This is a genomic window from Peptoclostridium sp. (assembly GCF_009881055.1).
Taxonomy (GTDB): Bacteria; Bacillota; Clostridia; order Peptostreptococcales; family Peptostreptococcaceae; genus Peptoclostridium_A.
Genome location: NZ_WXFG01000015.1, coordinates 37,998 through 50,670, shown reverse-complemented (window position 1 = coordinate 50,670; position 12,673 = coordinate 37,998). Strand labels below are relative to the sequence as shown.

Below are 12,673 nucleotides of genomic sequence, written 5' to 3'. Positions count from 1 at the left end.
CACTATAGCAAGGAGGATACACCTGTTCCCATGCCGAACACAGAAGTTAAGCTCCTTAGCGCCGATGGTACTTGGATCGAAGGGTCCTGGGAGAGTAGGTCGTGGCTGCGTAATCTTTTTATTTTTTGCATCAATACAAGAAACAGGCGGTCTTAGACTCCGCTTTTGGATTTCCAGGCGGCTCATACGATGCTGCAGCTGCCAGCTATAATCCGATGAAAAAGCCGGTCTTATGTCTCGTTTTGGAGGCTGCAAAGGCTCGCATATTTCAAAGCTCTTGAATTTTGAGAACTCGCGCTGCGCTGCTCAGACACTCAAAATTCTGCGGCTTTGGGCATATGCTTCGCCTGCAGCCTCATCAAAACAAGCCTCAAAAAGACCTGGCATTCTTTCATCGGATTTACGCTGCAAAGTACGCATATATCTAGATGCATCGCAACTCATTAAATCAAGCCTCTTTTATTCCGTTTGGATTCTTGCCACGAGAGATCTGTCCAATGGCCCATTTGTATAAACATCGATTAGCCGGCTTATATAGCCCGGCTTTTTTTATTTGGATGAATGACTAAGCAAATCAAGCTATTCAAAGTGCTGCAAAAAAAATAAAAGATTCACGCAAGAGCGGTGTGGGAGGGAAACCGGCGCTCAATTTATCATGCAGAGTCAGTAGCAAAGCCAGAAAGCCTAAGCAGCAACGCAGCTTCAAAAGAATAAGAACAGTCAAAGTAGCTTTTTTGACAGAGATATTGCACAAAATATGAAAAAGCAGTATAATATATTTAGATGATTACCTAAATATCTAAACAATCCAAAAGAATACATCGAATGGAGGTGGATAGCTTGAATGATCTGTTTAAAGCGCTCTCAGACCCTACAAGACGCAAGATACTTGAGCTTTTGAAGGAGAAGGATATGAGCGCGGGAGAGATAGCCGATTACTTCAACATAAGCAAACCCTCTATAAGCCACCATCTGAATATACTAAAGAATGCGAACCTGGTGCTTTGGGAGAAGGACGGCCAGAATATAATATACGCCATAAACACAACGGCAATGCAGGAAATAGTAAAGTGGATATTTGATTTTGCTGAAGGGAGTGACCAGGACAATGAAAACAAATAAATTCATATTAGAGCTTATAATTATATCCATAATCGGAACTATTTTTGTATATGGCTATCTGCCTGATACCATACCTCTTCACTGGAACATACAGGGCGAGGTGGACCGGGTGGGAGGCAAAAACAACGTTTTTATAACTGCACTGCTTCCGCTGGTGCTCTATATGCTGATGATGCTGTTTCCAAAGATAGATCCAAAGAAGAAGTCGTATGAAAAGCATAAGAAAGCATACAGCATAACTGTTGGCTTAATATTAGTATTCCTAATTGTAATACACTGGGTGACTATTCTTGTGAGCCTTGGGCTTAATCTGGATGTGTCAACTGTTGTTTCTATGGGCATTGGCGTGATGTTCATTGTGATAGGGAATTTCATGAGCCAGATAAGACAGAACTATTTTTTCGGAATAAGAACCCCCTGGACTCTTGCCAATGAAAATGTATGGAAGAAGACTCACAGGGTTGGCGGGTACGGTTTCATAGCCATTGGAGCGGCATTCATCCTGAGTGCGTTTTTAAAAAGCTCAATGCTTAAGTTTATTATAATAGTTGGAGGTACTATAGGATTCACTCTATATATATTTATATATTCTTATTTTGTATTCAAGAAGGAGACGGAGAGTAAACAGTGATAAATATAGGATCAGGGAGCCGAAGCTTTGACTTTGGCTTCTTTTTTTTGTGAGAGAGGCGGTATTTTGCATATTGTGCGAATGGCTGTGATATACTATCTGTATAGCACGCTGTTAATATAAATGGCATGGTTGCAATGTGTTAAAGGTTTTATCATATAATAAAAAGGAGCATGGCATGGAAGAGCTTTTTTTAAATAGAAGGCTGCGTGAAATAGCGGGGAAGAGTACTGTGTCGTTCCATGTGCCGGCCCATAATGGGGGAAAGCTTTTTAAAAGGCTTGGAATAATCGATTATGAGGACGGGATTTTGGGAATTGATACGACAGAACTTCCCGATACTGACAATCTCCATAATCCCCAGGATGTAATAATGGAGGCTCAGCAGGCAGCGAGCAGAATTTTTGGAAGTGAGGAGTCCTTTTTTCTTGTCAACGGAACTACGGGAGGCATTCATGCCGCGATAATGAGCTGCACCTCACCGGGGGATAAGCTTATCATGGACAGGAACAGCCATATGAGCGCGTACAATGCCTGCATGCTTGGAAGAATCGATGCGGTTTATCTCAAACCGAGTATAGATGCTCAAAGGGGCATACCGCTGCCGGCATCTGAGGAGACTATAGAAGAGGCCATACAAGAAAATCCGGATGCCAAGGCCGTGTTTTTAACAAGTCCGACTTATTACGGAGACTGCATTGATATAGAACGCATAAGCAAGGCGGCACATAGGCATGGCATGGCGCTTATTGTGGATGCGGCGCACGGCTCGCATCTGGGCCTTAGCAGCCGTTTGCCATCGCCTGCCATAAGATTGGGTGCGGACATTGCCATATGTAGTCTGCACAAGACTCTGGGCTCTTTTACGCAGTCCTCCATGCTGCACGTTAATGGGGAAATGGCGGACAGAGAAAGACTTCGGAGCTTACTGCGTATGCTGCAGTCGTCGAGTCCGTCATATCTGCTCATGAGCTCGCTTGAGATGGCTGCATTCGTATATGAAAAGCACGGGGAAAGGCTTATGGAAGAACTGCAAGGACATATAGATGACATAGCCAAGGAATTTGAGTGCTTTGAAAATATAAAGCTGTATGAGGGAAATGCGGGCATATTTGACAGAACCAAGCTGTTTGTGCTTACAACGGCTACTGGCGCCAGCGGGTATGAAATCGAGGAGCTGCTTAGGGAGCGTTATAACATACAGCCGGAGTTTTCAACGCCCTATGGTGTACTTTTTGTAAGCAGCATAGGCAATGACGGGAGTGATTTCGATGCGGTCAGGTCTGCGCTTTGCGAAATAGACAGGCTGAAGCGCCATGGCAACCATCAGGAGATTCCAAAGTATCCCACTGCCATGCCCAAAGCGTTGGCGAGCATATCCAGCGCTTTTTACATGAAAAAGAGGGCGGTTTCCCTGGAAGAATCCAGGGGCTGCATAAGCGGGGACTACATAATCCCGTATCCGCCAGGTATACCGCTGATTGCGCCTGGAGAGCTCATTAGAGATGACGTAATTGAATATGTAACAGAGGCACTGGGGATGGGAATGCAGGTAAACGGTGTAGGTACGGATGAAAATAAAAGCGTCATGGTGATAGACATGCCAAAGAGGCATTTATAGGGAGTGATTTTTAATGAGCAAGATAACTATAGTCGGCCTCGGGCCGGGAGACATTGACCTGATAAGCAAAGGGGCGCTTGATGCCCTGAAGAATTCAAAGCACGCGGTGCTAAGGACAAAGGAGCATCCGGTAGTTGAAAGGCTGATAAGAGAAGGGGTGGAATTTGATTCTCTAGACAGGTACTATGAAACCGAATGCAGCTTTGAGGAGGTCTACAAGGGTATTGCAGAGCACATAGTGTCCATGGCGCAAGGAGGCGTCGTATACGCTGTTCCTGGGCACCCTAGGGTGGCGGAGAACACCGTTTCGCTGATAGAAAAGCTGGCCTGCGAGAAGGGCATAGAGCTTGAAATAATACCGTCGATGAGCTTTGTAGACGCAATGTTCAATTCTCTTGGCTTCGACCCTTCAGATGGTTTCGTGCTGCTTGACGCGCTAAGCTTCAAGAGCAGGGAGCTCAGCAGCGACAAGGCAGTAATTATAACGCAGGTTTACAGCAAACTGGTGGCTTCGGATACAAAATTAAAATTAATGGAGCATTATGACGATGACCAGGGCATATACGTAGTTGGGCACGCAGGGATAAAGGACAGCGAAAGCATAGTAGGCATGCCGCTTTGTGAGCTTGATCACTACAAAGGCTTCGACCATCTGACGAGCGTGTACGTGCCGGGAGGTGCAAGCAGAAAATTCAAGGGCGTATCAGACCTGGAGGACATAATGGAGAAGCTAAGATCCAAGGATGGCTGTCCCTGGGATATAAAGCAGACCCACAAGTCCATCAAAAAGTGTCTGATTGAGGAAGCCTACGAGCTTGCAGACGCAATCGAAAATGATGATGTGGAAGGTATGATAGAGGAGCTTGGCGATGTGCTCCTGCAGGTTGTATTCCATTCACAGATTGGAAAGGAAGAGGGCATGTTCAACCTTGACGAGGTGGCGGACAGCATATGCAATAAACTTATATACAGGCATCCTCACGTATTCGGGGAAGACAAGTACGAAGAATCCACTTTCATGAAGAAGTGGGAGGACATGAAGAAGGCTGAAAAGGGCGAAGAGACTGTGGCGGAAGGGCTGGAGAGAATTCCGAGGCATCTTCCGGCTCTCATAAGGGCTCACAAGGTCCAGACCAAGGCCGCATATGTTGGTTTTGACTGGGAAGAGATCGAGGATGTGTATAAAAAAGTTCGGGAAGAATACAAAGAAGTTGTTGACGCGCATGCAGCCGGCGATATACAATACATACAGGAAGAGTTAGGCGATTTGCTGTTTTCAATAGTCAACCTAGCCCGGTTCTTGAAAGTCGATCCGGAAGAGTCGCTCAACGGTACAACTGAAAAATTTATAAGAAGATTCAAATTTATAGAGATAGAGGCCGCAAAAATGGGTAAGAATATTCAGGAAATGACATTGGAAGAGATGGACATACTCTGGGAAGCGGCTAAGAAAGTGCTGGGTTAAACTTGGTTTGTCCAAGACACTCCAAAAGTGTTACTAAATAAATTCTTAATATATTTTATGAGGAGGTAGTTATTGTGAACAAAGCTGAATTAGTGGCTAAAATGGCTGAAAAGAGTAACCTAACTAAAAAGGATGCAGAGGCAGCTCTAAACGCGTTCATGAAGACAGTTGAAGAAGCTCTTATAAGCAATGACAAAGTTCAACTAGTTGGTTTTGGAACTTTCGAGGTTAGAGAAAGAGCAGCTAGAACAGGAAGAAACCCAAGAAATCCTGAGCAGGAAATAGAAATACCAGCATCTAAAGCTCCAGTGTTCAAGGCTGGAAAAGGACTTAAGGAAATAGTTAACAAATAATATAATTATACATAAAAGATAAAAGTACGGATGTTATCCGTGCTTTTTATTTTTTTGCGGGTACGGATTTATATGCGCTGATTCACGAAAGTGTAAATAGCTTTTTCTTGTGGTATAATAAAAACTATAATGATTTTAATTAATAATGTGGCTTTGGAGGAATGGCAGATGAGGCTGGACAAATTTTTGAAGGTATCAAGACTTATAAAGCGAAGGACAATAGCTAAAGAGGCCTGCAATAGTGGGATAATAAGCATAAATGGAAAAACAGCAAAGGCTTCAACAGAGATTTCGATTGGAGATATAATCGAGATAAGATTCGGTGAAAAGCTCACAAAGGTGAAGGTCACTGAAATAAGGGAGCATGTTCTCAAAAAGGAAGCCTGTGAAATGTATGAAGTCATGCAGCAGGACATGGAGCTGTAGCCCCATGTATGAAGGAAAGGGCGAGCAGAGCCCCAGAAGAAAGATGAATTATGAGAGGCTTGCTGTCAATGTAGTTGTAATATTAATATTTGCATATGTCTGCGTGACGCTTGTGAAGCAGGAAATCACAATAAGGAAGTACAAGTCGCAGATAGCAAGCATAGAGCGCAACATAAAAAATGAAGAGGCTGAAATCAAGGGGCTTCGCAAAAGGATGGAGAGCGTAGGAAGCCTTGAAAGCATAGAGCGGATAGCTCGAGAACGACTCAAGATGGTAAAGCCCGGGGAGATAATGTATATAGACTCGCAAGGCACAAAATAGCAGCATAGGTTTGGAGGGAATATATATGAAAGTTGCTGCAATAGATGTGGGAACCAATTCAATGAGACTGCTCATAGCTGACTATGAAGACGGCGATTTCAAAAACAGGGAAAAGCATATAAATGTAACAAGGCTGGGGCTTGATGTGGACAGGGATGGCATAATAGGCGAAGGAGCCATACAGAGGAATTTGGATTCTCTCGACGAATTTGGCAGCCTGGCAAGGCATGAGGGCTGTGAAGAGATATGGGCCATTGGAACGTCAGCTCTTCGTGATAGTAAAAATTCGGACGAATTTGTAAAAAGGGCGGCAGAAAAATCAGGTATAGCAGTAGAGATAATAAGCGGCGCTGCGGAAGCGGACATGGGCTTTATAGGAGTGCTGCAGGGGCTCGACCGCAAGGATGAGAACATATTGGTTGTTGACATAGGCGGCGGCTCAACAGAGTTCATAGTGGGCAACAAGGACGGTATAAAGTTCATAAAGAGCGAGAACATAGGCGCTCTCAGGATGACTGAAAAATTTCTAAGGCAGGATCCGGTTGACATGCTTGAATACGGGCTCATGGAGAGCTATATATCGGAAGAGCTTGACGATACCATAGACAAGGTGTGCAAGCTCAACATCAAAAAGGTTGTGGGCATAGGCGGAACAATAACGTCTGTAGCTGCAATGCTCCAGGAAATGGAGCCTTACGACATGGAAAAGATACACGGCAGCGTGATTAGGTACAGTGAAATCAGCCAGCTTCTTGGCAGCCTCAAGAACATGAGGCTGAGTGAGAAGCGGATGATAAAAGGGTTACAGCCACAAAGAGCCGACATCATAACTGCGGGAGTCGGCATACTCGAGATAATACTCAGAATGATATGCTTTGACAGAATGGCCGTAAGCGAATATGACAATCTGGAAGGTCTCATAGCAAAAAAGATGAACATATAAGAAAAGCCCTGCAAATGCAGGGCTTTTACTCGTCTATGAGTTCATCGGGATTGACATATATGTCTACTCCATCTTCGCCTTCAAAAATATCCTCATCAGTCCAGTCTTCATCAGAGCCTAGGAGTTCTGAATCTTCGAATTCTATTTCGGTCTCCTCTATTTGTATCTCCCATGTGTTGTCCTTCATGAATATGACGAAAAAAATATCATGAGTAGGCTCGGTTTCAATTTTTGAAAAATCAAGAACCCTGCCGTCTTCGAGCACTTCGATAGGGTATTTTTTCCATATCGCTTCGGTGTCATCGATTGTTTCGGTCGATTTACTGTTCATGGCGGCAACTATCCACTCCCTGAGTATTGCAAGTTCATCTTCGTCATCAACGTATTCGCCGTTGTAGAAGACGCCTTCAAAGTTGTTGCTGCCGAGCACCTCTCCGTTAAGAAACAGGAAGCTGCCCCAGAATGTTTTGGAAAGAACTTTTTGTATGAAGTCATCTTGATTCATAACATCACCTCGCTTACTCTTATGTTGATATGATACTGATACCCTTGTACAGGCAAATAGTATCAATAAATATTGGAGAGAGCGAAGGTTGTATAATAAGATTACCTGAAAAGCTTTTAGAAGTCATGCGCCGATGGTATAAATATAACAATATGTCAAATAAATCATATAGCATAATATAATCACGGAGGAAACCATGAAAACGCTCATAATAAACAACCCCTCTTCTGGAAGAACATTCCTTCAAAAGAATCTTGAGAGCATTGTCGGCAGGCTTGTGCTCGACGGCACGCTCAGCAGCGTTAAAAAATTTGACACAAGCGTGAATTTTGACTATGAAAAAGCTGTAAGAGATGGAATGAAGTCTGGCGTTGATGTCATAATAGCCCTTGGCGGGGATGGAACCATAAATCACGTTGTCAACGGCATGATGAAGTCTGGCGCCAATGTGCCGCTTGTCATAATACCTGCAGGAACGGTCAACGACTTTGCGGGATTTTTCAATATGCCCTCTGAAATAGACGAAATATGCCGCATGATAAGGGGCATGAAGACCAGAGCAGTAGACGTATGCACATTGAATGACAAATATTTCGTGAATGTCGCTGCTTGCGGGCTTTTCACCGACATAGCGCTGACTACAAAGGTTGAATCAAAGACGATACTGGGAAGATTTGCATATTATGCCGAAGGACTAAAGGAGATTCCCAAGCAGATATTCCAGTCGTTTCCGCTAAGATTCACAGTTAATGGAGAGAGTTTTGAAAGTGAAATTTCTCTATTTGCCGTATCGAATACTACATTTGCAGGTGGTTTTAAAAAATTCGCCCCTGATGCAACAATTGATGACGGGCTCTTCGATGTTGTGATAATAGAAAAGACAGACATACTTGACTTTGCAAACCTGTTTTTGGGTATATTGAGAGGGGAGCATGTGACAAACAATGCAGTCAAGTATTTCAAGACGGACAGCCTCCGCGTGGAGACGCTAAAAACAGACTTGCGTATAGATGTAGACGGTGAGGATGGGGGAGGATTCCCCGCTGAATTCGGAATACTTTCCAAAGCACTGAAAATATGTGTGCCGTAACCTGCAGATATATAAACGAAATGGGGAAGACCAGCCAAAAGCAAACTTTTGATGGCCTTTTCCATTTTTTTTGTCCGAAAGTTCTTGCCCTGTTTAGTTATAGATAGTTTCAATAGAAGAATATAATGCAATAAGCAAATTCAATTTTAAGTGTAGCCAAATTTTAGATATAATTAAAATAGAACATGAAAACACAATTCAATTAAATGTCGATTTTGTTTTACATAACAGACAGAGGTGAATAGGCCATGATCATAGATACGCACATGCATGAAAAGACATATTCGCTAGACAGCAAACTCTCGCTTGAGGACATAGTAAAAAGGGCAAGGGAGATCGGTCTTGACGGCGTTTGCATAACAGACCATGAGAGCAATGAGATAATGGAAAAGGCACACGAGTATTCAAAAGAGACCGGATTCCTCATAATAGTGGGAGCTGAGATACTCACCCATGAAGGAGACATAACCGTATTTGGCCTCGATCGCCTTCCGACCGAAAAGCTCCATGCTCAGCAGCTAATAGATATGACTTTAAAAGCCGGTGGAGTGGCTATGAGCGCTCATCCGTTCAGAAAGAACAATAGAGGAATGGGCAATTTGATACGAAGAGTGAAGGGACTTTCAGGAATAGAGGCGTTCAATGGAAGTACAAGGCATAGCGACAACCTGGACGCATACGGCCTTGCAGCAGAGCTTAATATTCCGTCTTTGGGTGCAAGTGATGCACATACAGTAGATGCAATAGGCAGGTATGCCACAATTTTTGATGGAAGAATAAGAGATACGAGGGATTTCATAGATGCGGTAAAGTCAGGCCGTACGCATCCAGCTGCACTTGTTGAAGGAAGGTTTGAAACAATAGAGTCATACCCTAGTATAATAAATAATAAAGCGGCAGTATAGAATTTAGTGATTAAAAGACAGGAGCCCCGGATAATTATCCGGAGCTTTTTTTATGCGCTAAAATGCAAAATAAAACAGGTGTAGGTAGAATCAGAGGCTATCAGATGTGCCTTGTAGTTTATAATATTTGAGTTTTTTTGCCAAAAAATGTAGCAAAGCAAGGCGCAGAGGGTAATAAGAGAATGATACGCAAAAAGCTTTTCTAAAAACAGGGGCGATATTATGAATACACTTATAAAAGGCAATGGGATAAGGAAGGACTACCAGATGGGAGAAGTCGTAGTGACTGCTCTGCGTGGGGTCGATTTTGAAATATACGAGGGCGAGTTTGTGGTAGTCCTGGGGCCCAGCGGCTCCGGAAAGAGTACGCTGCTAAATATCATAGGCGGAATGGACACCCCAACAGGCGGTGAGCTCTACTACAAGGATGAGCTCATATCTGAATACGACGAAGGTGCGCTAACCAGATACCGAAGAAACAGCGTGGGCTTCGTATTCCAGTTCTATAACCTGATGCCGAATCTCACGGCGGGCGAGAACATAAGCCTTTCTGTGGAGATAGCAAAGGATCCCCTCGAGATAGACTACGTGCTGGAAAAAATAGGCCTGCGCGACAGGAAGAACCACTTCCCGGCCCAGCTCTCCGGCGGTGAGCAGCAGAGAGTGGCCATAGGCCGGGCGATTGCAAAGAACCCGGAACTTTTACTTTGCGATGAGCCCACCGGAGCGCTTGACGTTTCAACAGGAGTGGAGGTCCTCAAGTTTCTCAAGCTATTCAATGAGGAACTCGGCAAGACGGTAGTCATAATAACGCACAACTCGGATATCGGCAAGATGGCAGACAGGGTGTTCTATATAAGAGACGGAAGCATAGAAAGAATCGCGGTGAACGAGAAGCCTATGAAACCGGAGGAGGTGTCCTGGTGATACTTCGCAAAAAGCTTATAAGAGACATAATGGGACACAAGTTGGTTTATATTTCCTGCGCGATTGTAATGATGATGGGTCTTAGCGTATACACTTCAATGTTCATGGTAATGGTCGACCTCAAGGGCGCACTTGACGACTTTTATGAAAGCTCCAGCTTCGGAGACGGCTTCGCCCAGGTCACGGGGATTCCCGTAAATGCGGTGGATTCACTTGCTAATATTGAGGGAATAGAGCGAATACAGGGGAAGCTTGTAAAAGACGTCCGGGTATATGACAGCGAATCAAAACAGGCAAAATACATCAGAATGGTCTCAATAGATTCAGACAACCCCAATATGCTTAACAAGCCGGTGGCAATGGAGGGCGAGCAGATAAGCTCTTCGAGAGACGGAGTATGGACAGATATAAAGTATTACAATGCAAATAATATAAAGTCTGGAGACATAATAGAGGTAATAGCCGAAGGCAAAAAGACAAGGCTCAAGGTGCTGGGAGGGGCAGTGAGCCCGGACTATGTATATGCAATAAGGAGCATAGAACAGATATACCCAGATCCGCTCCTGTTTGGAGTAGCCTACATAGACTACTCCAACATGGAGGGGCTTTTCAGAGAAAAGGGCATCTACAACGAGCTTGCCTTTACTGTCAAGGAAGGGTACACATATGATGATGTGGAGAGCATTTTGAAGCAAAGGCTCAAGCATTACGGACTCAAGGGTATATACGAGAGAAAGGACCAGGTCAGCCATTCCATACTCAACAACGAGATAGTGCAGCTGGAGAATACCGCCAAGACCTTCCCGTTTATATTTATTTCAGTAGCAAGCTTTGTGCTCTACATGATGCTCAGGAGGATTGTCGAGCAGCAAAAGGGTCAGATAGGGATTCTAAAGGCATTCGGATACAATCAGAAGGAAATATTCATGCACTACATGGGCTACAGCTTGGTAGTAGGTGTGCTGAGCGGCATATTTGGAGGGATTCTGGGATTTTGGCTTGAAAACTATTTCGTTGAAATGTACAGGGAATTTTTTACATTTCCGAATCTGCGCGCCACATACCCCATAGAATATTTTTTCCAGGCAAATCTGATTGCCTTGATATTCAGCCTCTTTGCAGGCTACAGCGGTACAAAGCGGATACTCGTGCTAACGCCTGCCCAGGCGCTAAGGACAGAGGTCGAAATCAAGACGCACACTATATTTTTGGAAAGGCTCAAGATTGTCTGGAGAAATTTGAACTCTCTTTCCAAAATGGCGGTTAGAAACTTGTTCAGGAACAGAGCTAGAAGCCTTTTCACTATGCTGGGCATGATTTTTGTTTTCAGCATAGTAGCCACAATGTCTTCATTCATGACTACAGTAGAGATAATGATGGACGAGCAGTTCACCGATATTCAGAAATACGATGCCAAGATGAGCTTTTACTACCCCCTCGATGCAGGCAAGCTTTATTCGGAGATAATCAATAATGAAAACGTGGTCGAGGCGGAGCCTTTGCTTGAAGCACCGGTTAGGCTCAAAAACGCTTGGCTTGAAAAGGATGCTCTTTGCATAGGCATAAAAGAGGGAAGCAGGCTGTACCACATATTGGACAACAAGGGAAGCAGAGTCGATATAAAAGGCAACGGGATGATACTCTCCGAAAGGCTGGCAAATTCGCTCAGGCTAAAGGAAGGTGATAAGGTTGAGATTGAAAGTCCATGGGCCACAAGAGATACGGTGAGCACAACGGTATCGGGAGTCGTACCGCAGTACTTCGGAGTAAGCGCCTATATGGAACTTGGCGCCCTGTGCGATATGCTAGGCCATAAAACAATGGCAAGCTCCATACTGATGAATATAAAGGACGGCTCGTTTGACAGTCTTAACAACGACTATATAGAGGGAAAGAATGTGTCATCCCTAGACCGGAAAGAGAGCGTAATTGAGATGTTCAACAGCCTTATGGAAAGCTACAAATACATGCAGTGGGTATTTGTAGTGTTCGGAGTTATATCCGGCTTTGCGGTTGTATATACCTCTTCGACAATAATATTCTCAGAAAGGGAGCGTGAGCTCTCTTCGCTGCGGGTGATTGGAATGACAAGGCCGGAGGTGTTCAAGATAATAGCTCTCGAGCAGTGGCTTATAGCAATGGCTTCATGGATAATAGGCATACCTGTAACATTCGGCTTGAGATGGGTAATAGCCCAGGGTATGAGCACGGACCTTTTCACTATTCCATACTCAATAGACCTAAGGTCGTTTGAGGCTGGTCTGGCAGTTGCCATTGTATCTGTAATAGCTGCTCAGATTTCAGTATACAGAAAGATTTCAAGGCTCGACATGGTGGAGGTTCTAAAGGAAAGGGAATAATCA

At 44.1% G+C, this 12,673-nt stretch carries 13 protein-coding genes and 1 rRNA gene; 13 read left to right on the top strand and 1 reads right to left on the bottom strand.

Annotated elements, in window-relative coordinates; translation table 11 throughout:
* From rrf to GT589_RS02715, 9 genes are all read left to right on the top strand, one after another.
* Window positions 1–111: ribosomal RNA gene (rrf, locus tag GT589_RS02755) — 5S ribosomal RNA — on the top strand; the annotation flags it as partial.
* 714 nt (window positions 112–825) lie between these two features.
* Window positions 826–1,122 carry an autorepressor SdpR family transcription factor gene (locus tag GT589_RS02750; protein WP_293395635.1) on the top strand — a complete coding sequence of 99 codons (297 nt, stop codon included), beginning with the start codon at window positions 826–828 and terminating at the stop codon, window positions 1,120–1,122.
* On the top strand, window positions 1,109–1,753 hold the full coding sequence (locus tag GT589_RS02745) for an SdpI family protein (protein ID WP_293395632.1): 645 nt from the start codon (window positions 1,109–1,111) through the stop codon (window positions 1,751–1,753). Before GT589_RS02750 ends, GT589_RS02745 begins: the two co-directional genes overlap by 14 nt.
* A 178-nt stretch (window positions 1,754–1,931) precedes the next feature.
* Window positions 1,932–3,374, top strand: coding sequence for an aminotransferase class I/II-fold pyridoxal phosphate-dependent enzyme (locus GT589_RS02740; RefSeq protein WP_293395629.1), 1,443 nt, complete (start codon window positions 1,932–1,934; stop codon window positions 3,372–3,374).
* 13 nt (window positions 3,375–3,387) lie between these two features.
* Window positions 3,388–4,839, top strand: coding sequence for a nucleoside triphosphate pyrophosphohydrolase (mazG, locus tag GT589_RS02735; protein WP_293395627.1), 1,452 nt, complete (start codon window positions 3,388–3,390; stop codon window positions 4,837–4,839).
* 74 nt (window positions 4,840–4,913) lie between these two features.
* Window positions 4,914–5,192, top strand: coding sequence for an HU family DNA-binding protein (locus tag GT589_RS02730; RefSeq protein WP_293395624.1), 279 nt, complete (start codon window positions 4,914–4,916; stop codon window positions 5,190–5,192).
* Window positions 5,193–5,360: 168 nt separating this feature from the next.
* Window positions 5,361–5,618, top strand: coding sequence for an RNA-binding S4 domain-containing protein (locus GT589_RS02725; RefSeq protein ID WP_293395621.1), 258 nt, complete (start codon window positions 5,361–5,363; stop codon window positions 5,616–5,618).
* 4 nt (window positions 5,619–5,622) lie between these two features.
* Window positions 5,623–5,940, top strand: a complete 318-nt coding sequence (locus GT589_RS02720) for an FtsB family cell division protein (protein WP_293395618.1) — start codon at window positions 5,623–5,625, stop codon at window positions 5,938–5,940.
* A 25-nt stretch (window positions 5,941–5,965) separates the two neighbouring features.
* A complete protein-coding gene (locus tag GT589_RS02715) occupies window positions 5,966–6,883 on the top strand; it encodes a Ppx/GppA phosphatase family protein (protein ID WP_293395615.1) in 918 nt (305 codons plus the stop codon).
* A gap of 25 nt (window positions 6,884–6,908) precedes the next feature.
* Here the strand turns inward: GT589_RS02715 and GT589_RS02710 are convergent, their stop codons facing one another.
* The gene (locus GT589_RS02710) at window positions 6,909–7,388 is read right to left on the bottom strand and encodes a hypothetical protein (protein WP_293395612.1); all 480 of its coding nucleotides are present in this window, start codon (window positions 7,386–7,388) and stop codon (window positions 6,909–6,911) included.
* Between the two features lie 196 nt (window positions 7,389–7,584).
* On the opposite strand from GT589_RS02710, the gene GT589_RS02705 reads away from it, so the two are divergent.
* The 4 genes from GT589_RS02705 to GT589_RS02690 all read left to right on the top strand — a co-directional run bounded on the left by GT589_RS02705 (window position 7,585) and on the right by GT589_RS02690 (window position 12,670).
* Complete coding sequence (locus GT589_RS02705; RefSeq protein ID WP_293395608.1) at window positions 7,585–8,478, top strand: diacylglycerol/lipid kinase family protein; 894 nt, start codon at window positions 7,585–7,587, stop codon at window positions 8,476–8,478.
* Window positions 8,479–8,726: 248 nt separating this feature from the next.
* Window positions 8,727–9,383, top strand: a complete 657-nt coding sequence (locus tag GT589_RS02700) for a PHP domain-containing protein (RefSeq protein ID WP_293395605.1) — start codon at window positions 8,727–8,729, stop codon at window positions 9,381–9,383.
* 222 nt (window positions 9,384–9,605) lie between these two features.
* Window positions 9,606–10,310: an ABC transporter ATP-binding protein gene (locus GT589_RS02695; RefSeq protein ID WP_293395602.1), complete on the top strand. Its 705-nt coding sequence runs from the start codon at window positions 9,606–9,608 to the stop codon at window positions 10,308–10,310.
* Window positions 10,307–12,670 carry an ABC transporter permease gene (locus tag GT589_RS02690; RefSeq protein WP_293395599.1) on the top strand — a complete coding sequence of 788 codons (2,364 nt, stop codon included), beginning with the start codon at window positions 10,307–10,309 and terminating at the stop codon, window positions 12,668–12,670. The genes GT589_RS02695 and GT589_RS02690 overlap by 4 nt, the downstream gene beginning before the upstream one ends.
* The last annotated feature ends 3 nt before the right edge of the window (window positions 12,671–12,673 follow it).

What these genes read in the sequence shown, in the direction of transcription:
- GT589_RS02715 (WP_293395615.1), top strand. Translation starts at nt 5,966, where the DNA reads ATGAAAGTTGCTGCAATAGATGTGGGAACCAATTCAATGAGACTGCTC.
- GT589_RS02745 (WP_293395632.1), top strand. Translation starts at nt 1,109, where the DNA reads ATGAAAACAAATAAATTCATATTAGAGCTTATAATTATATCCATAATC.
- GT589_RS02710 (WP_293395612.1), bottom strand. Translation starts at nt 7,388, where the DNA reads ATGAATCAAGATGACTTCATACAAAAAGTTCTTTCCAAAACATTCTGG.
- GT589_RS02720 (WP_293395618.1), top strand. Translation starts at nt 5,623, where the DNA reads ATGTATGAAGGAAAGGGCGAGCAGAGCCCCAGAAGAAAGATGAATTAT.
- GT589_RS02740 (WP_293395629.1), top strand. Translation starts at nt 1,932, where the DNA reads ATGGAAGAGCTTTTTTTAAATAGAAGGCTGCGTGAAATAGCGGGGAAG.
- GT589_RS02750 (WP_293395635.1), top strand. Translation starts at nt 826, where the DNA reads ATGGAGGTGGATAGCTTGAATGATCTGTTTAAAGCGCTCTCAGACCCT.
- GT589_RS02700 (WP_293395605.1), top strand. Translation starts at nt 8,727, where the DNA reads ATGATCATAGATACGCACATGCATGAAAAGACATATTCGCTAGACAGC.
- GT589_RS02705 (WP_293395608.1), top strand. Translation starts at nt 7,585, where the DNA reads ATGAAAACGCTCATAATAAACAACCCCTCTTCTGGAAGAACATTCCTT.
- GT589_RS02725 (WP_293395621.1), top strand. Translation starts at nt 5,361, where the DNA reads ATGAGGCTGGACAAATTTTTGAAGGTATCAAGACTTATAAAGCGAAGG.
- GT589_RS02695 (WP_293395602.1), top strand. Translation starts at nt 9,606, where the DNA reads ATGAATACACTTATAAAAGGCAATGGGATAAGGAAGGACTACCAGATG.
- mazG (WP_293395627.1), top strand. Translation starts at nt 3,388, where the DNA reads ATGAGCAAGATAACTATAGTCGGCCTCGGGCCGGGAGACATTGACCTG.